The organism is Cryobacterium sp. M91, from assembly GCF_002929615.1.
Taxonomy (GTDB): domain Bacteria; phylum Actinomycetota; class Actinomycetes; order Actinomycetales; family Microbacteriaceae; genus Cryobacterium; species Cryobacterium levicorallinum.
Window position 1 is genome coordinate 137,415 of record NZ_PJJT01000091.1, and the last position, 21,309, is coordinate 158,723.

Sequence of the window (21,309 nt, forward strand, 5' to 3'; positions counted from 1 at the left end):
ACCAACTTTTCAGATTCAAGGAGAATCACATGTCTAAAATGCGCGCAGTAGACGTTGCCGTCGCCATCCTCGAAAAGGAGGGGGCCACCCAGACCTTCGGTGTACCGGGGGCTGCCATCAACCCGTTCTACTCGGCCATGCGCGCCCACGGCGGCATCGACCACATCCTCGCCCGCCACGTCGAGGGTGCCTCGCACATGGCCGAGGGATTCACGCGCACGAAGGCCGGAAACATCGGCGTGTGTATCGGTACCTCCGGACCGGCCGGCACCGATATGCTGACCGGCCTCTACTCCGCGTGGGCAGATTCCACGCCCATTCTCTGTATCACCGGCCAGGCTCCGGTGAGCAAGCTGCACAAGGAAGATTTTCAGGGCGTCGACATCGCCTCCATCGCGGCCCCCGTCACGAAGATGGCCGTTACAGTGCTCGAGGCCGGGCAGGTTCCCGGCGTCTTCCAGAAGGCGTTTTATCTGATGCGCTCCGGCCGCCCTGGCCCGGTGTTGATCGACCTGCCGATCGATGTGCAACTTACCGAGATCGAATTCGACATCGACACCTATGAGCCGCTTTCGGTAGCCAAGCCCGCAGCATCCGTTGCCCAGCTCGAAAAGGCGCTCGACATGCTGCTGCTCGCGAAGCGCCCGGTGATCATCGCCGGCGGCGGCGTGATAAACGCGGACGCCTCGGCGGAGCTGGTCGAGCTGGCCGAGGTGCTGAATATTCCGGTGATTCCCACGCTGATGGGCTGGGGCAGCATTCCCGACGACCACCGGCTCGCGGCCGGCATGGTGGGGCTGATGACGTCGCACCGCTACGGCAATGCAACCATGCTCGAATCGGATTTCGTACTCGGCATCGGTAACCGTTGGGCCAACCGGCACACCGGTGGCCTCGACACATACACGAAGGGCCGCACATTCGTCCACATCGACATTGAACCCACACAGATTGGGCGGATTTTCTCGCCGGACTTTGGCATCGTCTCCGACGCCGGTGCAGCGCTGCGCGGTCTGGTTGAGCTCGCACGCGAACGCAAGGCCGCCAACGCCCTCCCCGATTGGGAGAGCTGGGTTGAAGACTGCGCGCACCGCAAGGCCACGCTTCAGCGCAAGACGCACTTCGAGAACGTGCCGATAAAACCGCAGCGCGTGTATGAGGAGATGAATCGGGCATTCGGCACCGAAACCCGCTACGTGACCACGATCGGGCTGTCGCAGATTGCGGGAGCACAATTTCTGAACGTCTTCCACCCGCGGCACTGGATCAATTGCGGCCAGGCCGGGCCACTCGGCTGGACGCTTCCCGCCGCCCTCGGCGTGGCCGTGGCCGACCCGTCGAAAACGGTCGTGGGGCTCAGCGGCGACTACGACTTTCAGTTCATGATCGAAGAACTCGCGGTGGGTGCCCAGTTCCACATCCCGTATATACATGTCGTCGTGAACAATTCCTATCTCGGCCTGATCCGTCAGGCGCAGCGCCGCTTCGATATGGATTACCAGGTGTCGCTCGCGTTCGAGAACATCAATTCGCCCGAACTTGAGGGCTATGGCGTCGACCACCTCAAGGTGGCCGAGGGCCTCGGCTGCAAGGCCATCCGGGTGCGCGAAGCCGACGATTTGCAGGCAGCGTTCGCGCAGGCCCAGGCGTGGATGGTCGAGTTCAGGGTTCCCGTTGTCGTCGAAATTATCCTCGAGCGGGTCACAAATATCTCGATGGCCGCCGCCGAGATCGACGCCGTAACCGAGTTCGAAGACCTGGCCGTGACAGCGGCCGATGCGCCCACCTCGCTCTCGCTCATTGTCAGCGCCACCGAATAGTCTGTTTGCACGTGCACGTCGAAAACAAGGGAGTTTTTGTGAGTACAACAACCGTTAGCTCCGAGACTGGCACCGCGATGTTCGGCGCGCTGCGTGCCGCCGTTGGCGACCCGGCTCGGGTGAAAACTCGGGCACTCGACCTCCACGCGAACGCCCACGATGCCTCACACTTTTTGCTTATTCCCCAGGCCGTGGTGGTGGCCACGGATGCCGCGGAGGTCGGCGCCTTGTTGCGCGCCGGCGCCGCGCAGGGCGTGCACCTCACGTTTCGCTCGGGCGGCACCAGCCTGAGCGGCCAGGCCATCACCGACGGTGTGCTGGTCGACGTGCGCCGGAACTTCAAGAACATCGACGTACTCGACGACGGCCTGCGCGTGCGCGTGCAGCCGGGCGTCACGGTGCGGGCGCTCAACACCCGCCTCGCCAAGTACGGGCGCAAGTTCGGACCCGACCCGGCGAGCGAATCCGCCGCCACCATCGGCGGCGTCGTGGCGAATAATTCCTCCGGCATGGCCTGCGGCACCGTGGACAACACCTACCAGACGCTCGAATCGGTCACCGTGGTGCTGCCAAGCGGCACGGTCATCGACACCGGGGCAGCGGATGCCGATGAGCAGTTGCTGAAGCACGAGCCGGTTTTATACAACGGCCTGCTCGAACTCGCGCGGCGCACCCGCGATAACGAGGCATCCGTCGCCACCATTCGTCAGCAATTCTCCATGAAGAACACCATGGGTTACGGCGTGAACTCGCTGCTCGACTTCGACCGTGCCGTGGATATGCTCGCGCACCTGATCGTGGGCAGCGAGGGCACGCTGGGATTCGTGGCCGAGGCGATATTTCGAACGGTTCCCAAACTGCCGCACGTCACCACCGCCCTGCTCGTGTTTCCCGGGCTCGAGGCGGCCACCGCCGCTCTGCCCGCCTTGGTAGCGACCGGTGCGGCCACCCTGGAACTCATGGACGCGCTCTCGCTCATTGTGGGGCAGAAGATGCCGGGGGCGCCCGCGATCGTGGTCGATCTCATGGTGGACCAGCACGCCGCCCTGCTCGTGGAGTACCACGCCGAGTCGCCAGAGAAACTGGCGCAGATGCTCGCGATCGGCATGCAGACCGTCAACACGCTCGGTCTCACCCTGCCAGCCGATTTTACGACCGATGCCGGCATCCGCGGCCAGCTGTGGTACCTGCGCAAGGGGATTATTCCGGCTGTGGGCGGTACCCGGCCGCAGGGCACGAACGCCCTGCTCGAAGACATCGTGGTTCCGGTGCCAGCGCTCGCCCGCACCTGCATGGAGCTCATTCGGCTGTTCGCCAAGTACGAGTATAAGAACTCTATGATTTTCGGTCATGCCAAAGACGGCAACGTGCACTTCATGCTCACCGACGATTTCGGCAGTGCCGTGGGTCTCGAGCGGTTCAGCCGGTTCACCGAAGATCTCGTTGACCTCGTGCTCGCCGAAGGCGGTTCGCTCAAGGCCGAGCATGGCACCGGGCGCGTAATGGCGCCGTATGTGCAGCGCCAGTTCGGCGACGAGCTCTATGACGTGATGCGCCGCATCAAGGTGCTCTTCGACCCGGCTGGCATGCTCAACCCCGGCGTACTCATCAACGACGACCCGAACGCCCACTTGAAAGATCTCAAGGCTATCCCGGCCGTGGCGAAAGAGGTCGACCGCTGCACCGAGTGCGGCTGGTGCGAGCCGGTGTGCCCGAGCCGCAACGTGACGCTCACGCCGCGGCAGCGCATTGTATCGTTGCGTGCAATCGAACAGGCCAGGCTCGACGGTAATCTCGCTCTCGTGGCCGAGATGGAGAAAGACTACGAGTACGACGCCGTGCAGACCTGCGCCGCCGACGGCATGTGTCAAACGGCCTGCCCGGTCAACATCAACACCGGCGACCTCATGAAGAGGCTGCGCCACGACGAGGCGAATCCACTGGAAAGCGCGCTGTGGAATGTGGCCGCCAACAACTGGGGCACGGTCACTCGCGGCGCGGGGCTCGCTCTCAAGGCGATCGCCTCGGTTCCGGTGCCGCTCGTACTCGGCCCCAACCGCCTCGCGCGCACCGTGCTCGGCACCGACACCGTGCCCCTCTACTCGCCCGACCTGCCCGGCGGGGGCCGACCCCGCCACGCCCACTCCGGTCAATCCCAGAAGGAGAATCACCATGGTTGATGCAGTAGTTGCCACCGAGCGGATGCGCCCTGCCCCGCGCCAGGCGCCGGCTGCCGTCTACTTTCCCGCCTGCGTGCAAACGATGTTCGGTCCGGCCGTTGCCGGAACTCCCGGCACGCAATACAGTTTCGAGCAGCTCTGCGAGCGTGCCGGCGTGACCCTACTCGTGCCCGACGGCATCGACGCGCTCTGTTGCGGTACCCCGTGGGCCTCCAAGGGTATGACCCGCGGACTCGCCACGATCGCGGCGAAGACCCTGGCCGCCCTGCGCACCGCGACCCGCGACGGCGAGCTGCCGGTGATCTGTGATGCTTCCTCATGCACCGAAGGGCTGCGGCACATCATCGAGGGTGACCGGAGCGAGCATCCGCTGACGGTCATGGACGCGGTCGAGTTCGCCGCAACGAGCATTCTGCCCGGCCTGCCCGAATATGTGAAGATCGAGTCACTCGCGCTGCACCCCACGTGCTCGTCAACACGGATGGGCGCCAACGCTGCCCTACAGACCGTGGCTTCCAGCGTGGCCGAGCACGTTGAGATACCCGAGAACTGGGGCTGCTGTGCCTTTGCCGGCGACCGCGGCATGCTGCACCCGGAGCTCACAAAATCGGCCACGAAGGCCCAGGCCACTGACGTGCTCGCCATGGACGCCGTGGCGCACGCTTCGTGCAATCGAACCTGCGAGCTCGGCATGACCCGTGCCACCGGCAAGCCGTACCGGCACGTGCTTGAACTGCTCGAAGAGGTCACTCGACCGTAACTTCCAGGGCGCAAAACCGGAGTAGCTGCACGTAGCTACTCCGGTTTTTCGTGTGCTGGGGTCTGACGCGCGCGGGTCCACAAGCCGTCGTCTGTTTCACCTGGCACGACAAAGCGGGCGACAACGGATGTCTCCGCTGCCGCCCGCTCTCGCCTGACTGACTTAGACGCGCTCAGGTTCGGGCGCCAGCACGGCCGCCTTCTGGCGCAGCATCCACCGCACGATGAATCCGAGCGTGCTCATCAGCAGCACGAGCATGATCGTGCCGAGGTTGAAGCCGAGCCCGTAGATAAAGATGAATGAGATCGCTCCCCCGGCGATGCAATAGTACAGCGTGACGAGAATTGTCTTGCGCAGCAGGTCGCCCTCGCGCCCGAGCAGCCCCACCGTGGCTGACGCGGCCACAATGTTGTGGATGGCGATCGGGTTACCGCCAGCGCCGCCGACGGCCTGGGCAGCCACCACCTGCTCCGGGTTCACCCCGATGGCGTTGCCCGTGGAGAACTGGAACTGCGAGAACGTAAGGTTGGACACCGTGTTGGAACCGGCGACGAAGGCTCCGAGCGCACCGATAAATGGGGCGATGAACGGCCACGAGCTGCCCGAGATGGCGGCAGCGCCCTCAGCGAGCGTCACCGGCATGCTCGAGAGACCGGATGCGTTGAGCTCCGGCCCCGACTGGATCAGCACGCGCACGAGCGGCACGGCAAAAAGCAGGGCCACGGCGGTTCCAGCGAGTTGCCTGCCCGATACCTTCCACGTCTCGCGAATCTGTTGGCCATTCATGCCATGAAGTCCATACGCGAACAGTGATGCCAGAATGAGCAGGAAGGCTGGCGAGTAGAACGGCTGCACGGCGGTGGAGATGTCGGTGCCGAGAATGTTTTTGAACGGGATGGCGATACCGGTGAGGAATTCCGTGACCGGTGTAATTACCCGGCTGCCGACCAGCAATACGGCCATCAGTACGTAGGGTGACCAGGCGCTCACGATGCCGATGCGGCGAACGGATGCGGCGGGTTCCGCCGGTTCTATGGTGCCCATCCAACGCGGGCTCCAACTGGCTCGTGGGCCGAAATCGAAGGTTTTCTTCGGCATCAGGAAGCCCCTGCTTGACGTGAACATCACGACGATCAGTCCGAAGAGGCCGCCGAACAACGAGGGGAATTCCGGGCCGAGAAAGCGGGCCACGAGCACGGAGGGAATCGTCATAGCGACCGAGGCGTAGAGCGCGAATGGCCAGATGGCCAGTCCGTCGCGGAAGCGCCGCTCTGGACCGAAGAACCCGGTGAGCATGCACACCAGAATCAACGGGATGAGCAGGCCAACGATCGCGTGGATCGAGGCCACCTGAAAGCCGATCGACGCTATGAACTCGGGCATCGTCACCCCTAGCAGGGAGATGCGCTCGGCGACGGCCGGATCACCGCCGAGCCCACCGCCGACACCCACGATGATCGGCGTGCCCACTGCTCCAAAGCTCACCGGTGTGCTCTGGATAATGAGGCCCACCATCACGGCGGCCATCGCTGGAAAGCCCATCGCCAGCAGCAGTGGGGCGACGACCGCGGCTGGCGTGCCGAAGCCAGATGCTCCCTCGATGAAGCTTCCGAATAGCCAGCCGATGATGACCGCCTGAATGCGCCGGTCGGGCGAGATATTGTTGAATCCGCCGCGGATGGTGGCCATTGCTCCACCGACGGTCAACGTTGACAGCAGCAGAAGCGCCCCGAACACGATGTACAGCAGGGTTGCGGCCGTGATGACACCTTCGAGGGAGGCCGCGATGACTCCCCGAAAGTCCATCTTCCACACCGCGAGGGCCACGATTACCGCGGCGATATAGCCCAGTGGCATGGCGTATTTGGCAGGCCACCGGAATCCGGCGAGCAGTACGCCCACCACAAGAATTGGTGCCAACGCCAGAAGGCTGAGCACAGCAAGATTATCCACGATTAGGTCCTCTCTGACCAATTTTCGCATGGTGAAATTTTATTATTGTGTGGTGGATATCATCGTAGGCGTGACCGCTCTCGGGGTCAACGAATGTGCTCGCTTCGCCACTCCTACCGATTCGCCCCAGCACATCACGATGTTCACAATGCGCCCGGACGGGTGGAGTCCAACCGCCTGCTGCACCTGACCGTGGATGCGGCCAATTCGTGGGTTTGTGCCCCAGGTCGTCATCGATGTGTAAGTTGCTTTCCGTGACCATAATTCGTCGCCCAGGGAGTTCTGGGCGCATTCGACCGCAGCCGGAGCCGCGTTTCAGAACGAGCGGTGCCGCCGTTCACGGGCACGGCAAACGTTCCCTGGCGGGCTCCCGCGGGTTCCTCGTCGGCGGCCTTCGGAATTGATGATTCCCAGCTGAGCCGTGCTGCCGGGGATCTCGCAGCGCCGGTGCACACAGCCACCCTTGAGCTGGGCCCGCACTCTTGCGAGCCCTCGTCGTGGGCATGCTCGCGCTGGTATGGGCCACCCTGGAGCTCATCGATGCGCATCGTCAGGCAGTGGTGGCCCGCAATCCAGCCTGATTCGATCGGAGTTTTTCGAATATTCATGAAGGCGACTGCTGCCACGGACGAGAGAATCGCCGTGACGGCGGCTGTACTGGAAATGATCGTGGCCGTCTGAGCGTGAATGGTCGGCCGTCGGCGCTGCGCGGGGTGACCGTGGAGAACGTGGTGGCCGCGGCGCGGCGGGCGGTCGCGCGCAGCGTCCGCTTATAAAGGCGGCGGGATCTGCGCGGCCGAAATCTGCTGGCGCACGCGGCCGGCCTGCCGTGCGCTCGAGCAGCTTTCGAGCGCACGCGCTCTCGGAGGCCACCAGAAAAGGGCTTAGCTGGTGCGGGTTGCGCCCCGACCCCTACGATCGAAGCTATGGCACTTCTCTACGACGCCGTCCTGCGGCCCTCCAAGTCTGAGCTCATCGCCGCGTGGGCTCCGACGCAAACGTGGTTTGTGGGCGACGTTGGCGCCGAGGTGGAGCGCGTCGCATCCTTCCGCTTCGACGATCCTGATGGAGGGGTCGGCATCGAAACCATCCTGGTGCGCTTTGGTACCGGGCCGCTGCTGCAGATTCCGCTGACCTATCGCGGCGCGCCACTCGAGGGTGGCGAGAATGAGCTCGTCGGCACCATGTCCCACTCCGTGCTCGGTGACCGCTGGGTCTACGACGCCACCGGCGACCCGGTCTATCTGGCGGCGGTCGCTGCCGCAGCCCTGACCGGCGCGCAGCAGGCCGACCAATTCACGCAAGGGAACGGTGAACTCATTCCGGTCGCACCGACCGCTACCGTGCGCGGCAGCGGCACCCCCGGAACCCCCGTTCCGGAGCGTGCTGCGACCATCCACACCGTCTCTACGGCGGGTACCACGATCGCAACGGCAGGCGCCCTGCGCGTAACCGTCGTGCGGGTACTCGACGGCACATCTGCCAGGGCCCTCGCAACGGATGCCGCCACGGTATTGGGTACTTGGGTCGAGCAGTCCCAGCCCCAGTTGCTCCTGACAGTCGGGGTATCGCCGGACTGAGACGCGGGCCGTCTCACTGCATCCGGGGTTCCAGGACGATTGTTGCCACGTTCTCCACCAGCGGATGCCGATGGTCGCCGGCCCGGACGACTCCCTTCTCCCACCGAATGGTGAGGCCGGCGGAGGTGTCGTCGAGGCTCGCCGGACAGTTGTCGAACCAGGGCCCCTTGATGCCCGCCCAGCGGAACGGCGGCGACGCGACTCCAGCGGAACGAGCCAGCCGGGCACTCAGTCGCGTGGCGATGCCGTAGGCGAGTACGGCGGAGAGCGATCGCATGGCCATGGGGAGCGGATTGCGAATCGGCGAGCAGACGGCCTACACGATGCGGCTCCCCGAGGTTCGCTCGACCTCGGAAACGGTGGAGTAGTGCACGTCGCCCGACAGGAACGTCACCGTATCGGGCGCCATCCCGCGTCGGCCGTCGGCCACCTCGGTGGCCATCCGTGCCACCTCGCGGAAGCTGCGCTGGAAGGCGCCCCAATGCTCCAGGTCGGCCAGCTGACGCAGCCGTTCGCCGACCCGCGCGGCCGGCTTGCCCCAGGCTCCTTCGGAAATGGCTTCGTCCCAGGATTCCAGGTGGTGGAGGCCGGGCGGAAGCAGAAACGGCAGCGAGGTGCCGATTAAAAGGTGGCGGAAGCCGCCTCGCATCCGCTCATCGAGCCAGCCGATCTCGTCTTCGTCCAGAAGTGCCCGCCGGGCCGGGTCGAGTTCGCGGGCTGCGCGGGAGTCCACCACGATCAGCCGAACATCGCTGATGTCTCGACAATAACTCCATCGGTAGCTGGTGGGCTGCTGGTCACACCGTTCGGCAAATGCGTCGAGCGCGACGCTCAGGTCGAGTTCATCCGGGCCATCGTGGGCAGCGATCAGGCGCCAGATGTCATCGTCGGCTCGTTCGGCGGGTGACATATTGCCGAGATGCTGATAGACCCAGTAGGAGGCGAGCCCCGCGATGATCCTGCCCCGCCACCACGACGTCGCCTCCATTTGGCGCTTCCAGCCCTGCGAGGTATTCCAGTCGTCGCGAATGTCGTGGTCGTCGAAAATCATCGCGGTCGGCACTGTGGAGAGCAGCCAGCGGTTGGCCTCGTCCGACCAGGCCAGGCGATAGAGGTGCGCGTATTCCTCATAATCTGCCAGCTCTTTGCCGGGAGGCTTCGTGATATCACGCCGCGCCCTGATGAACTTTTGCATCTCCTCGGTAGTCAGGTCGGCATAAACCTGATCGCCCAGAAAGAGGATCAGATCCGGGCGCGGCACGTCGTTGTCGGGCGAGGCCAGGCGCAAAGCGCAGGCCCGCAGAGCGTCAACGCCATGCGTTCGGTTGCCGTCCTCGTCATGGGAAACACTGGTGCGGCAGGATCCAAAAGACATCCGAAGCGGATGCCCGCCGCCGAGCGTCGCGATGACCGCCGCCGGATACGAGGACTTCGAATCGGGCCAGACCGGACGTCCGTCGAACTCCACCGTGTACGGCAGGGTCGTGTTGGGGTGCAGACCGTCGACGTGCACGAGGGCGTAGTGGTGTGCATGCACGGCGAAGGTACGCGCCGCCCAGGAACGACCAGCCGCGGTGACCACGATCCGACCGGCATTTCGAGTCTCGAACCAGATGCTCGCCGAGACATTATCGACGTAGCGCATCATCGGTCCCAGAATCAGAGGTGAACTCGTCATGATTCAGTTGTACCGCTCCAGGAGCGGGTCGCGCGAGATTGCCGACTCGTCGGGGCCGGTAATACGCGGATTCGTGGGGCGTCGCGGCGGTTATACATGGGGGCCTGCACGGCTGCGGAGAATATTGGCCTCAGTGCCGAGAGCTGTTAAGTCGATTCTGACGAAAATCTCCGCTGTTCTGCACGGCAGGTCGGGCAGTCCGGCGCCGTCTAGACTCGGCGCATGCCCCGCCTCGTTGTCGTTCTGCCGCTCACTCCGCTGCAGACCGGCGAGAGCTTCACCGTCGGGAGTTGGCCGCTGCACATTACCGTGCTCGCTCCCTTCAAAACGGATGCTGCGCCCAGCGAGATTGCGCAGGTCATTGCCGCGACGATGGCTGGGTTTCCGGCGCTCACTGTGGCAGTCGGGCCGGACGCCCTGTTTGGCCGCCGACACGATATTCCGGTGACACTCATTGACGACAACGCTTCGCTGACGAGACTGCACGACCGGCTGGTCGAAGCGCTGCTCCCGTTGGCCACAGCCCCGAACGAGCAGGCCTTCTCGGGACCGGAGTTTCGGGCGCACGTCACGGTCAAGCAGCATCGGCGCGTGCACGCGGGCGATGAGCTCGTGCTGGCCCAGATCGCGCTCGTGGATATGGCGCCGCGCGCGGCAGCGAGCGGACGCACGGTGCTCGCGACATTGGACCTGGCTGGCTGAACTAGTCGGACGACCCGAGGCGGCACGGGCGGCGAGTACTCTCGAACTGTGCTGTCCCGCGATCTGATCCGTCTGTACCCCGAGCTCTACCACGTGGCCGCCGATGGCAGTTGGCCAGCCATCGAGCGCCACGGGCTGCTCAGTCCGGCCGCGCTCGTGACCCGCTGGGGAGTCAAACAGGGCGCGCCGCAGGTGGCAATTCTGGGCAAGCGGCGCGGTGAGTCACGCGTGCTCGAGCATGCGGAATTCGGAACTGCGGTCATCCGTCATCAAAAGGCGATTCACGAGCCGTCGCTGGAGGATGCCCTCGACGATATGACGCTCGCCGAGTGGTACTCCGCGCTGAACGACCGGGTGTTCTTTCACCTGCAGCCACGCTTTCTGCAGGAACTTCTGCAGGCCCGGTCGTATCGGGATGATGCCCACACCGTGATCACCCTGAGCACCAAGAGCCTGGTCGCGGCGCACGAAGACGAGATGGAGCTGAGCACGATCAACTCCGGCTTCGCTCAGCGCCACAGCAAAGAGTCGCGCGGGCGCGACACCTTTCGGTCGATCGCGGACTATCAGCATCCGACCCGGTCGCACGCCGCGACCAAGGGGCAGGATGTCGCCGAACTCGCGATCCCGCGCGGCGTGCGCGACCTGCGTGACCACGTCGTGCGCGTCGAACGGATGCGCGAGGGCACCGTTCTCGAGCGCCTCGCCTAAATCTTGCGCCGTCATGGTGGCTAAATCAGGATCTCTGGGTCGATCATGCAGGCGGTGGCCCGAAAACACCGGACACCAGGCTGCCGGTGGTCCCGATTTGCTGATCTAGCCACCATCGCACCCCGCTTCAGGTCACAACTTCTGCAATTTGGAGGAGCGGCAGAAAAGTTGGGCGGAATTCGGCGCATCCGCTTGCGACCGACCACAATTTGCAGGAGTTATGCCGTCCGCGGCGCCATCAGGGCCAGCCGCGGACGGCGCGCGGCACTCGGGTTAGGGGGCGGCGAGGTACTGGACGGCGGAGACGATGACGGGCAGTGTCACGATCGCCAGCAGGCTGGCGCCCAAGGCGGCGGCGAGAACCGTGAACGTGGTGCGCCGGACGCCGGCCGCCGAAACCTCCTGTTCGAGCGCGGTGAAGCGTGCGTGCAGGTGGTCCGGCGCGCTCGTTCGCACCGGCGTGTGCCACGTGGTCGGGTCGTCAATGACCGCGGTCAGGGTCGCCTGCTGCTCCGCACTAAATTGCCGCGGACGCTCCACCAGCCACCGGCGCAGCCTGGGCGAATCGATGACGGTCACGACGTCGGGCTTGCGATTGAGCCGAATTTTGTGCGGGTTGACCAGCACGATCATCGGCTGAACCACGGCCGTTGCCGGCATTGCCCCGGCCAGCAGTGCCGTGATCTGAGTCGACTCGAACCGCGCATCGCGCAGGTAGGGCATGGTGTGATCGCCGACTGGAATCGTGCGCACCGACCCGGTCAGGTCGTGATCCCAGCGTGTTTTGGAGCTCAGCGCGAAAATTCCGCCGGGCCCGACGATGAGGTGATCCACCCAGAACGCGGTATTGCGAATGGGCAGCGAGTGGAAGACGCTGTAGCCCTCGGGCAGCCGGGCGAGAATCTCGCCCACCACCATCTCGGCCTGTACCGCGCGCAACCAGGCCAGGCCATTGGCATCGAGCGGGGAGAGACCGAGGGTGCGGGCTAGCCGGGAGCGCGGAGCGCGATCCTCCTGTTGCCGCAACAATTCTTCCACGAGGGATTGCCCGGCGAACCGCCCGGTGGCCGGTGACGGGTCAGAACAGGGCAGCATCGACACGGCCGGCACCGCTAAAACCACTGGCGCCGGCTCGCTGTCGCCAGCGTGCACACCATTGCCCAGCGTTGCGTTGATCACGTTCTCGCCTCACCTCGGGCTTTCGCCCGATACCATTCTGTCGCCGAGGAGTCCCCGTTCAGGGGTAACAGTCGGCCGACGCGCGACATTGGTTAGCAAATCGGAGTAATTCTCAGACCGGTTGAGGAAGTGGCGCGCGAGGCTGGCGCGGAGCATCCGCTTGTCAATATAGGGGTACGACCCCGACCGGCGCCTCCCCCACTAAATAGGCCAAGGTCGGCTAGCCTGACAGTCACCCCACCGATTGGATTTGCCCCGTGAAACACCTGACTTTCAACGTTTGCGCCATCGCGGGCCTCGGTTTCAGCGGGCTGGCCGTGCTGCTGCTGGTGGGCAACCTGATCTCGGGCAATCAGTTCGTCGACTTCATTTTGCCGGCGGCCGTCGTTTCACTCGTGATCGGCGGCGCGTTCTCGGTGCGGGCGCGCCTGCTCTCCGCGAAGGGGAACGGGCCCAAAAAGCGCTAATTCCGCACGGTACCGGGCCGCGGCAGGATAGACGGACGGATGCCCCAGGTCAGCGGGTTGTCGATGGCGGCGGCCAGTTCCATGCGTTCGATCGGACGCAGCACCTGCGGCCGGGAAGCCAGCCAGTGGCCCAGAGCGCGCGCCCCGAGAACCGCCACCGGAGCAGGACGACCCGGCGCCGCCCAACTCTGCCCAGTTTGGCCCGGGGCCCAGAGCGCGCGGGCGCCGAGCACGACAACGACGGGCTGCACCGCGGTGCGCAGCGGTACCCGCCCGCGGAGCAGCGTGGTGAGTCGTTGCGCGCCAGCCTCGGCGGTGGCCAGGTCGGGGGCCCGACGCCCCGCGACGTGCACGGTCTGGCGATACACCCAGGCGATCCGCCCGTCGCAGAGCTGCGCGTGCAGCGCAAAAACGCCGCCGGGGCCGACGATGAGCCACGCCGCACTTGGGCCGTCGCCGGTCAGGGCAGGCGAGGTGAATGCCGCCCAATGTTCGGGCAGCGTCTCCAGAAAGGTGTCGACGGCCAGCTCGCTGCGGGCTCGTGCCAGCGCCAGGTCGGTGGGCGTGGGTTCGGGTCGGCGCGGGGCGCGATCGAGCAGCCAGGCCAGGCCGGGTGTTGATCGAAGCGCTCCGGTGCGATTCGATTCGGGCAATTCCGGGGGCGTCGCGAAACGCCGCCGCGTGGAGAGTATGTGAGTCATGAGTGCTCCTCGCCGGGTTCTATATCCTGCCAGTGCGGCCCCCGAAAGAAGACCCCCAGAATGGGTGTCTTTTCATCAAACGGATGCCGCGGCCTGACCCGACGGCCGCGGCGCACGCCGTATATTCGAGGGGTCGTGCCTTTGCGGCCAGAAGGAGCACCATGGCCGTCCGTCGCCCGAAGAAGACTTTCGTGATCACGGCGGTGATCGTGGCCGCCCTCGCGGCGATTCTGGTGGGAACGTCGCTCGCGGGGACATCCGTTTCACCGGATCTGGCCGACACCGGAAGTTCCGCAAGTGCGACGCCATCAACGCATGCCACTGCGGAACCGGCCACCGCACAGCCAACGCCCACGTCCGACTCCGCAGCCCTCGCCGTGCTCGCAACCCTGCCGGTAAAGGGTCGCGCGCCGAAAACCGGCTATGACCGCACGGAAAGCTTCGGATCAGCCTGGCAAGACGTCGACCAGAACGGATGCGATACCCGCAACGACATCCTGGCCCGCGACCTGACCGTGCTCGTCATTGCGGGCGACTGCGAGGTGCAGAGCGGCACCCTGGTCGGGCCGTTCACGGGCCGGGCCATCGATTTTGTGCGGGGCCAGGCGACCTCCTCGCTCGTGCAGATCGACCACCTCGTTGCCCTGTCGAATGCCTGGCAGACCGGGGCTCAGCAACTGTCGCAGGAGCAGCGGGTGGCGTTGGCGAACGATCCGCTCAATCTGCTCGCCGTCGACGGCGTGACCAATTCGCGCAAGGGAGACGGCGACGCGGCCACCTGGCTGCCGCCGCTGAAAAGCTACCGGTGCACCTACGTGGCCCGGCAGATCTCGGTGAAGGCGACCTACGCCCTGTGGGTGACCGCGGCCGAGCGCGACGCGATGACGCGCATCCTCTCGGACTGCCCCGACGAGCTCGCGAGTACCGGTGAGCCTGCAGTCGTCACGCCGGACGAGGTTTATTTTCAGAACTGTACCGCCGCCCGGGAAGCCGGCGCGGCGCCGGTGCACTCCGGCGAACCCGGCTACGGCAGCCACCTCGACCGCGACGGTGACGGAACCGGCTGCGAATAGTCGCGGGCTAGGCGCGTGCCAGGGGCAGCGTCAGGGCGAAGCGCGCACCCGTCGCGACCGGTTCGAGGCACTCGAGGGTACCGCCGTGCGCACGGGCGAGGGCCCGGGCGATCGACAGGCCGAGGCCGGAGCCGCCGCGATTGCTGGCCCGTGACGGGTCGAGGCGCACGAACCGTTCGAAGATGCGCTCGCGGTCTGGCGCGGGAACGCCGGCGCCGGAGTCGTTGACCTCCAGCCGGGCGGTGCCATCAACGATTGCCAGGCTGGTGCGGATGCTGCCACCCGGCTCGGTCGCAGTGCGCGCGTTCCCGAGCAGGTTGGTCACGATCTGCGTCAGGCGCTGGGCGTCACCGCTCACCCAAACCTCGGCCGCGACCGCGAGGTCGAATTCGCGGCTGGCCCCGAGCATCCGCTGCTCGGCAACGACGTCGCGGGTGAGCGCGGACAGGTCGATCGGTTCGAAGGCCGCGCCCTCATCGCCCTGGTCCAACCGGGTCATCAGCAGCAGGTCATCGACCAGTCGGGCAGCTCTCTGGGTCTGCTGAATCATGCCGACCGTGAGGCTCTCGCGCTCAGCGCGGGCCGGATTGTCGCGCAGCAGCGTTTCAGCGCTGGCCTGCAGGCCAGCAACCGGGGTGCGCAGTTCGTGCGAGACATCGGCGAGAAGCCGGCGCATCCGTTCCTCGGCGGCAGCCGCGACCTGCGCGGCATCACGGGCCGTGATTTCTGCGGCCTGCGCATCGGCCGCGGCCTGGCGAGAGGTGTTTTCGGCGGTTTCGAGCGCCTGCAGCATGTCGTCGAAGGCGCCGGCGGTGCGCCCGATCTCGGTGCGCGGATTGCTCGGGCGCAGCCGGCCGCCGCGCCCTCCCTGGGTGATGGCGAGCGCGAGCTCGGTCATGCGGGTCAGTGGGCGCAGCGCCACCCCGACCACACCGGACAGCAGCAGCCCGGTGACGACAATCGTGAGCGCACCGGCGACGACCTCGATCGTGCGCAGCTGGGCCAGGGCCGCGTCGATGCCGGCCTCACTCGAGCTGAGGGTGAGGGTTCCGCCGGCCACGGTCTGGGTGACCGAGAGGCGGTCGCCGCTTTGGGTGACGACGGCGCCCGGCACGGTCTCGGCATGCGGCGGAGCGCCAGGGCCGCGGTCACCGCGGGGAGTGGGATCGGTGCGGCCATAGACGGTGTCGCCGCCGACCGAGTAGGTCACGGTGACGTCATCGCCGGTCAGCCGGTTGGCCAGGCTCTGCGCCGCCAGACCTTCCTCGGCCAGAATCTGCGCGTAGCCGGCCCGGTCGATCAGGCGCTGCTGCAGGTCGGCCCGCAGCTGGCCGCCGAGCACGACGTTGATCAGAATACCGACCGTGACCAGCACAATCGTGAGCATCGCCAGAACAGCGGCGACGACTCGCAATCGTAGGGACGTGGTCCGCATGAGGGGTGCTTTCTAATGGGAGCGGGAGATAAACGGATGCGGCGAGCAAACGGCATCCGCTGGCCGAGACGAGCCGGTCAGCCCGTGAGGCGGTAGCCGATTCCGCGCACGGTGTGGATGAGGCGCGGACCGTTGGCATCGAGTTTGCGGCGCAGGGTACTCACGTACGCCTCGACCAGGTTGGGATCGTAGTCGTCGTAGCCCCAGACCTGGGTGAGGATCTGGGTTTTGGAGAGGGTACGTCCGCGGTTGTGCACGAGGTAGGTGAGCAGGCGGCGTTCGGTCGCGGTGAGGTCGATCAGCTGGCCAGCCCGGGTGGCCGTGGCGGCCTCCTCATCGACGACGAGGTCGGCGACCTGCATGGTCGGTGAGACCAGGCGGCCGGTGCGGCGGAGCACAGCGGTGACGCGGGCAACAAGCTCGGCCAGCACGAACGGTTTCATGATGTAGTCGTCGGCACCGGCCTCAAAGGCGGCGAGCCGGTCATCGACCGCGTCGCGGGCGGTCACGAACAACACCGGGGTGTTGCCGGCTTCCCGTAGCCGCTGGGCCAGGTGCAGGCCGTTTTCACCGGGCAGCATAATGTCGAGCACCGCGGCATCCGGTCGAAAGCGGGCGATGCGTTCGGAGAAATTCGTGCCGTCCGGCGCGGTATCGACCACGAACCCGGCGTGAGTGAGGGCTTGGCCGATCGCGGTGCGCAGCACGTCTTCATCTTCGACGACGAGGACGCGGGCAGGTTCGGTGGGCACGGTTTAACAGTGCGGGGCCAAGCTGAGCGTTTGCTATGCGCCCGCTGACCGTTTGGCCGCGTCGGGCGGGATTCAGTTCGTCTTCAGATTCGCGCCAAAGGCTGAAAACAGATCCCCCCACTCACTTCATTTCGTCAGGAGACAGTATGACCCGCACCAACGATTCCCAGCCCACCGATCCCGCCGACGGTGCCGACGACACCGTCGAGCCCCGCACCACACCCGACGCCTTGGACACCAGCGCGGACACGACAGACACTAAGAAGACAGACACTGCCCAGTCCTGCACCGATACCGCCGCGACCGAGGCCTTCGACGCGCAGTCGGACCTGCCGTACGACGCGCAGCAGACCCTGCCCTTTGACTCCAACGCGACCGTTCCCCTAACTGGAACGCCGGTCGACGCGAACGCGACGGTTCCCTTCGCAGCAGCCTCAACCGGCTACGCCACTCCGAGCGCACCCTTCGATCCCGCCGCGCCGAAGCCCCGCGCCTGGTACCGCAAGCCGGTCGCTATCGGCGGAGTCGCCGCCGCGGTCATCATCCTCGGTGGCGCCGGAATAGGCTTCGGCATTGCCGCGAATTCCGGTTCGAACGCCGAACTTGCGTCGAACAATTCCCGCATTTCCGATGGCCCCGGACACGGCGGCTCCGACTCTGACGGCGGCCCGGGGTCGTCCACCGGAAGGGCCGGCCTCGACGCTTCCGGTCCGAGCATCTCGGGCACCGTGCTGACCGTGTCGGGCGACACCATCACGATCACCGACAACGACGGGTTCGTGCGCACGATCAACGTCACCGACGACACCGAGTACGGCGACGGGCTTGCGGCCGACCTCGAAGATGGCACCGAAATTCGCGCCACCGGAACGGTCAATGACGATGACACGAGCCTCGATGCGACGTCGATCACCACAGCCTCGGCGGGCCATGGCATCGACGGCGGTATGGGTGATCCCGGCATCGGGGGTCCCGGCATGGGCGGCGGTCACGGCGGCCCCCGGGGAGCGGATGTCGGCACCAGCGTCACCCCGCCGACCGACGGCACCGCACCCGTCGCCCCGACCGACACCCCGAGCACGCCCGCCGCGTAACCGCTCACCGTTTTGCGCCGCTCGGCGGCCCCTCGCCGGGCCGCCGAGCGGTTTCTATTGCCGCCGGGCGGGCAGCTTCAGCCAGGGAATTGGGCCTCCTGACTGGCGACCAGTGAATAGGTTATGGCTTGCTCTCTCACATTAGGGGGTGTACATTACTTCGCTTATGCTGAACCCAGCAACTTGGGCACGGCCGTTCGGTCTCCGGCTTCTGGGGGCACCGACGTAAGGCACTGCACCATGAACAAGAAGAATATTCTCATCGCCACCGCCGCTGGCGTGGTTCTGCTCCTCGGCGGCGCTGGCATTGCCCTCGCCGTGAGCGACAACGACAACGACGGCCCCCTTACCGGTGAGACCCTCGACCGCGCCAGCAACGCCGCCCTGGCCGAGGTCGGCCCCGGCACCGTGACGAACGCCGACCGCAACGACGACGGCGGAAGCGCCTACGACCTCGAGGTGCGTCTGGACGACGGCACGACCGTCGACGTTGAGCTCAACGACGCCTTCGACGTGGTTTGGGTCGGCGATTACGACACCGACGACAGCAACTCATCCTCGTCGAGCGCCGCCCCGAGCGCTTCCGCAATCGCCACTCCGAGTGCCACGGCCGACACCGGCTCCGCCGACCAGGCCGCCAGCGACCGTGCCAGCGCGGAGGCCGCAGCCCTCGCCGCGATCGGCAGCGGTCGCGTCACCGACTTCGACCGCGATGACGACTGGGACCACCTCTACGAGGTTGAGGTCACCCTCGACAACGGCGACGACCGGGACGTCGACCTCGACGCCAACTTCGTCGTCGTGAGCATCGACGACGTTCTGCAGTAATTCCCTTTTTTCCGTGAAGCGCTGAGCGAATTCGCTCAGCGCTTCACGCGTTTAAGGGGTCAGCGCTCGACCAGAATGCCGTCCTCGTCGCAGTACACCGTGCGCCCGGGGGTGAAGACGACGCCGGCGATCTCGACGACGGCATCCGCTACCCCCGAACCGGTCTTGGAACTCTTGCGCGGGTTGCTGCCGAGGGCCTTGACTCCGAGGTCGAGGGCTCCGATGGCGACCCGGTCGCGCACGGCGCCGTTAATGATCGCGCCAGACCAGCCGTTCGCCACGGCGAGGTCGGCGATCATGTCGCCCATGAGCGCTGAGCCCAGCGAACCACCCCCGTCGATGACGAGCACGGCGCCGTCGCCCGGCGTGGACAGGATCGACTTGAGCAGCGCATTGTCCTCGAAGCAGGTGACCGTGCGAATCGGGCCGCTGAACCGGGCCCGCCCGCCGATCGTCTGAAACTGCAGGGGTACGGATTGCAGCTCGTCGCCACGTTCGTCGTACAAATCGGCGGTCAACACGGTCATTGTTCCTCCAGGGTTTCGTTGCTTACAGAGTAGGCCCCGGTCAAGCGTGCGCGTCCACCGAGCTACATGACGCTGTCGAGGAATGCCTTGGTGCGCGGATTCTGCGGATGGTCGAGCACGCTCGCTGGCGGCCCGCTCTCCACGACGACCCCGCCGTCCATGAACACGACCTCGTCGGCGGCACCGCGGGCGAAGCCGATCTCGTGGGTGACCACGACCATCGTCATGCCATCGGCGGCGAGCGCCCGCATCACATCGAGCACATCACCGACCAGCTCCGGGTCGAGCGCGCTCGTCGGCTCATCGAACAGCAACAGCTTCGGATCCATGGCCAGGGCGCGGGCGATCGCGACGCGCTGCTGCTGCCCGCCTGAGAGTTGCGCGGGGTACGACTGCGCCAGGTCGGCGAGTCCGACCCGGTCGAGCAGCTCCCGGCCGCGAGCCAGGGCGGCCGGCTTGGCCAGCCCGCGCACCCCGATCGGCGCCGCCGTGATGTTCTCGAGGGCGGTCATGTGCGGGAACAGGTTGAATCGTTGGAACACCATGCCGATGCCGCCGCGCTGCTTGGCGACCTCGCGCCGGTTCATCTCGAAGATGCGGCCGTGTCTGGCCGCATAGCCGATGAGTTCGCCGTCGACGGAGATGCGGCCGCCGTCGATGCGCTCGAGATGGTTGATGCAGCGCAGAAACGTGCTCTTGCCGGAGCCGGATGGCCCGAGCAGGCACATCACCTGCCCGGCCGCGACCTCGAGCGAGATGCCCTTGAGTACCTCGACACCACCGAAACTCTTGCGAACCTTGCGCGCGCTCAACAAGGGTGCAGAAACGGATGCCGTCGGTACGGCTGTTGTGACGCGCGTATCGGTCATGGGGCATCCGCTCTCGGTGTGGTCGGGCGGGGCGTTGGGCGCAGGACCGCCCAGACCCGTCCGAGTGGGGTCGGCGGCAGCGTGCGGGCGTTGCCGCGGCCGTAGTGGCGTTCCAGGTAGTACTGCGGAATTGACAGCACCGAGGTGAGAAACAGATACCAGCAGCTGACGACCACGAGCAGTTCGACCTGGCGCAGGTTCTGCGAGGAGATCTGGGTGGCGACCGTGTACACCTCGAGTACCGCGATCACCGAGAGCAGCGAGGTGTTCTTGAGCATCGAGATGGTCTCGTTACCCATCGGCGGAATAATCACCCGCATCGCCTGTGGCAGCACAACCTTGAACAGGGTGAAGGTGGGGCTCATACCGACCGAGTAGGCGGCCTCGTACTGGCCTTCGTCGACCGAGAGCATTCCGGCACGCACGATTTCGGCCGAGTACGCGGCCTGGTTAAGGGTGAGCGCGAGGAGCCCCGCGACAAAGGCTGGAATCAGCGTGTTCGTATCGACCGAGAACAGGCTGAAGTCGGTGAACGGAATTCCGAGCGTGATCTGCGCATAGAGCAGCCCGAGGTAGCCCCAGAATACGATCTGAATCAACAGCGGCGTGCCGCGAAAAGCCCAGACGTACAGCCAGGACAGCGCGTTCATCACCGGGTTGTTGGAGAGCCGCATGACGGCCAGCAGCACGGCGAGCACCGTCGACACGACCATCGACACGACGGTGAGCACGAGCGTGAGTACGACGCCGTCGAGAATGCGCCGGTCGAAGATGAACTCGTTGATGGTCGGATGGTTCACATTGTCGTTCTGCCACAGCGACACGGCGACTCCGGCGAACGCGAGCAGGAGCAGCACCGCGATGACCCAACGCCACGGATGCCGCAGTGGCACCGCGTCGATGTCGTCAGGGTCGCGCGCCACTGGGGCTCGCGGGTTGAGCGGGTCCGGATCGCGAGAGTCTCTTTCGCGGGTGGCCACGGCGCGTGGGTTCGGCATCA

At 65.8% G+C, this 21,309-nt stretch carries 18 protein-coding genes and 1 pseudogene; 9 read left to right on the forward strand and 10 right to left on the reverse strand.

Going from position 1 to position 21,309, the window contains the following annotated elements:
• The first annotated feature begins 29 nt into the window (after positions 1-29).
• Positions 30-1,820 carry a glyoxylate carboligase gene (gene gcl, locus CXY80_RS17975; RefSeq protein ID WP_092448863.1) on the forward strand — a complete coding sequence of 597 codons (1,791 nt, stop codon included), beginning with the start codon at positions 30-32 and terminating at the stop codon, positions 1,818-1,820.
• Positions 1,821-1,897: 77 nt separating this feature from the next.
• Positions 1,898-4,760, forward strand: a pseudogene (locus tag CXY80_RS17980) (FAD-binding and (Fe-S)-binding domain-containing protein).
• A 162-nt stretch (positions 4,761-4,922) separates the two neighbouring features.
• On the opposite strand, the gene CXY80_RS17985 reads toward CXY80_RS17980, so the two are convergent.
• Positions 4,923-6,713, reverse strand: a complete 1,791-nt coding sequence (locus CXY80_RS17985) for an L-lactate permease (protein ID WP_104133281.1) — start codon at positions 6,711-6,713, stop codon at positions 4,923-4,925.
• A 926-nt stretch (positions 6,714-7,639) separates the two neighbouring features.
• Here CXY80_RS17985 and CXY80_RS17990 point away from each other — a divergent pair.
• A complete protein-coding gene (locus CXY80_RS17990; RefSeq protein WP_104133282.1) occupies positions 7,640-8,293 on the forward strand; it encodes a hypothetical protein in 654 nt (217 codons plus the stop codon).
• A gap of 13 nt (positions 8,294-8,306) precedes the next feature.
• On the opposite strand, the gene CXY80_RS20860 is transcribed toward CXY80_RS17990, so the two are convergent.
• Together CXY80_RS20860 and CXY80_RS17995 are read right to left on the reverse strand one after the other, a co-directional pair.
• On the reverse strand, positions 8,307-8,576 hold the full coding sequence (locus tag CXY80_RS20860; protein ID WP_369828723.1) for a hypothetical protein: 270 nt from the start codon (positions 8,574-8,576) through the stop codon (positions 8,307-8,309).
• A gap of 33 nt (positions 8,577-8,609) precedes the next feature.
• A complete protein-coding gene (locus CXY80_RS17995; RefSeq protein WP_369828724.1) occupies positions 8,610-9,971 on the reverse strand; it encodes an alkaline phosphatase D family protein in 1,362 nt (453 codons plus the stop codon).
• A gap of 222 nt (positions 9,972-10,193) precedes the next feature.
• Between CXY80_RS17995 and CXY80_RS18000 the strand changes: the two genes are divergently transcribed.
• Positions 10,194-10,673 (forward strand): 2'-5' RNA ligase family protein, encoded by a 480-nt coding sequence (locus tag CXY80_RS18000; protein ID WP_092448867.1) that lies wholly within the window; start codon positions 10,194-10,196, stop codon positions 10,671-10,673.
• 48 nt (positions 10,674-10,721) lie between these two features.
• Complete coding sequence (locus CXY80_RS18005; protein ID WP_104133283.1) at positions 10,722-11,384, forward strand: hypothetical protein; 663 nt, start codon at positions 10,722-10,724, stop codon at positions 11,382-11,384.
• Between the two features lie 273 nt (positions 11,385-11,657).
• Here the strand turns inward: CXY80_RS18005 and CXY80_RS18010 are convergent, their stop codons facing one another.
• Positions 11,658-12,563: a nuclease-related domain-containing protein gene (locus CXY80_RS18010; protein ID WP_104133284.1), complete on the reverse strand. Its 906-nt coding sequence runs from the start codon at positions 12,561-12,563 to the stop codon at positions 11,658-11,660.
• A gap of 257 nt (positions 12,564-12,820) precedes the next feature.
• Between CXY80_RS18010 and CXY80_RS18015 the strand changes: the two genes are divergently transcribed.
• A complete protein-coding gene (locus CXY80_RS18015) occupies positions 12,821-13,030 on the forward strand; it encodes a hypothetical protein (RefSeq protein WP_104133285.1) in 210 nt (69 codons plus the stop codon).
• On the opposite strand, the gene CXY80_RS18020 is transcribed toward CXY80_RS18015, so the two are convergent.
• Positions 13,027-13,731: a hypothetical protein gene (locus CXY80_RS18020; protein ID WP_092448871.1), complete on the reverse strand. Its 705-nt coding sequence runs from the start codon at positions 13,729-13,731 to the stop codon at positions 13,027-13,029. The two genes, CXY80_RS18015 and CXY80_RS18020, sit on opposite strands and share 4 nt — an antisense overlap.
• Positions 13,732-13,892: 161 nt before the next feature.
• On the opposite strand from CXY80_RS18020, the gene CXY80_RS18025 reads away from it, so the two are divergent.
• On the forward strand, positions 13,893-14,804 hold the full coding sequence (locus CXY80_RS18025; RefSeq protein ID WP_104133286.1) for a DUF1524 domain-containing protein: 912 nt from the start codon (positions 13,893-13,895) through the stop codon (positions 14,802-14,804).
• A gap of 7 nt (positions 14,805-14,811) precedes the next feature.
• Here the strand turns inward: CXY80_RS18025 and CXY80_RS18030 are convergent, their stop codons facing one another.
• Both CXY80_RS18030 and CXY80_RS18035 read right to left on the reverse strand, forming a co-directional pair.
• Positions 14,812-16,239 (reverse strand): cell wall metabolism sensor histidine kinase WalK, encoded by a 1,428-nt coding sequence (locus tag CXY80_RS18030; RefSeq protein ID WP_104133287.1) that lies wholly within the window; start codon positions 16,237-16,239, stop codon positions 14,812-14,814.
• A gap of 77 nt (positions 16,240-16,316) precedes the next feature.
• Positions 16,317-16,991, reverse strand: coding sequence for a response regulator transcription factor (locus CXY80_RS18035; protein ID WP_104133288.1), 675 nt, complete (start codon positions 16,989-16,991; stop codon positions 16,317-16,319).
• 146 nt (positions 16,992-17,137) lie between these two features.
• Between CXY80_RS18035 and CXY80_RS18040 the strand changes: the two genes are divergently transcribed.
• Both CXY80_RS18040 and CXY80_RS18045 read left to right on the forward strand, forming a co-directional pair.
• Positions 17,138-18,085 carry a hypothetical protein gene (locus tag CXY80_RS18040; RefSeq protein WP_104133289.1) on the forward strand — a complete coding sequence of 316 codons (948 nt, stop codon included), beginning with the start codon at positions 17,138-17,140 and terminating at the stop codon, positions 18,083-18,085.
• 240 nt (positions 18,086-18,325) lie between these two features.
• On the forward strand, positions 18,326-18,913 hold the full coding sequence (locus CXY80_RS18045; protein ID WP_104133290.1) for a PepSY domain-containing protein: 588 nt from the start codon (positions 18,326-18,328) through the stop codon (positions 18,911-18,913).
• A 59-nt stretch (positions 18,914-18,972) separates the two neighbouring features.
• Here the strand turns inward: CXY80_RS18045 and rraA are convergent, their stop codons facing one another.
• The 3 genes from rraA to CXY80_RS18060 all read right to left on the reverse strand — a co-directional run bounded on the left by rraA (position 18,973) and on the right by CXY80_RS18060 (position 21,307).
• The gene (gene rraA, locus CXY80_RS18050) at positions 18,973-19,440 is read right to left on the reverse strand and encodes a ribonuclease E activity regulator RraA (RefSeq protein WP_092448877.1); all 468 of its coding nucleotides are present in this window, start codon (positions 19,438-19,440) and stop codon (positions 18,973-18,975) included.
• 62 nt (positions 19,441-19,502) lie between these two features.
• The gene (locus tag CXY80_RS18055; RefSeq protein ID WP_092448878.1) at positions 19,503-20,309 is read right to left on the reverse strand and encodes an amino acid ABC transporter ATP-binding protein; all 807 of its coding nucleotides are present in this window, start codon (positions 20,307-20,309) and stop codon (positions 19,503-19,505) included.
• Complete coding sequence (locus CXY80_RS18060; protein ID WP_092448879.1) at positions 20,306-21,307, reverse strand: amino acid ABC transporter permease; 1,002 nt, start codon at positions 21,305-21,307, stop codon at positions 20,306-20,308. Before CXY80_RS18060 ends, CXY80_RS18055 begins: the two co-directional genes overlap by 4 nt.
• Positions 21,308-21,309: the final 2 nt, after the last annotated feature.

What these genes read in the sequence shown, in the direction of transcription:
- CXY80_RS18030 (WP_104133287.1), bottom strand. Translation starts at nt 16,239, where the DNA reads ATGCGGACCACGTCCCTACGATTGCGAGTCGTCGCCGCTGTTCTGGCG.
- CXY80_RS18055 (WP_092448878.1), bottom strand. Translation starts at nt 20,309, where the DNA reads ATGACCGATACGCGCGTCACAACAGCCGTACCGACGGCATCCGTTTCT.
- CXY80_RS17995 (WP_369828724.1), bottom strand. Translation starts at nt 9,971, where the DNA reads ATGACGAGTTCACCTCTGATTCTGGGACCGATGATGCGCTACGTCGAT.
- CXY80_RS18025 (WP_104133286.1), top strand. Translation starts at nt 13,893, where the DNA reads ATGGCCGTCCGTCGCCCGAAGAAGACTTTCGTGATCACGGCGGTGATC.
- CXY80_RS18020 (WP_092448871.1), bottom strand. Translation starts at nt 13,731, where the DNA reads ATGACTCACATACTCTCCACGCGGCGGCGTTTCGCGACGCCCCCGGAA.
- CXY80_RS18040 (WP_104133289.1), top strand. Translation starts at nt 17,138, where the DNA reads ATGACCCGCACCAACGATTCCCAGCCCACCGATCCCGCCGACGGTGCC.
- gcl (WP_092448863.1), top strand. Translation starts at nt 30, where the DNA reads ATGTCTAAAATGCGCGCAGTAGACGTTGCCGTCGCCATCCTCGAAAAG.
- CXY80_RS18060 (WP_092448879.1), bottom strand. Translation starts at nt 21,307, where the DNA reads ATGCCGAACCCACGCGCCGTGGCCACCCGCGAAAGAGACTCTCGCGAT.
- CXY80_RS18045 (WP_104133290.1), top strand. Translation starts at nt 18,326, where the DNA reads ATGAACAAGAAGAATATTCTCATCGCCACCGCCGCTGGCGTGGTTCTG.
- CXY80_RS17990 (WP_104133282.1), top strand. Translation starts at nt 7,640, where the DNA reads ATGGCACTTCTCTACGACGCCGTCCTGCGGCCCTCCAAGTCTGAGCTC.
- CXY80_RS20860 (WP_369828723.1), bottom strand. Translation starts at nt 8,576, where the DNA reads ATGGCCATGCGATCGCTCTCCGCCGTACTCGCCTACGGCATCGCCACG.
- rraA (WP_092448877.1), bottom strand. Translation starts at nt 19,440, where the DNA reads ATGACCGTGTTGACCGCCGATTTGTACGACGAACGTGGCGACGAGCTG.
- CXY80_RS18000 (WP_092448867.1), top strand. Translation starts at nt 10,194, where the DNA reads ATGCCCCGCCTCGTTGTCGTTCTGCCGCTCACTCCGCTGCAGACCGGC.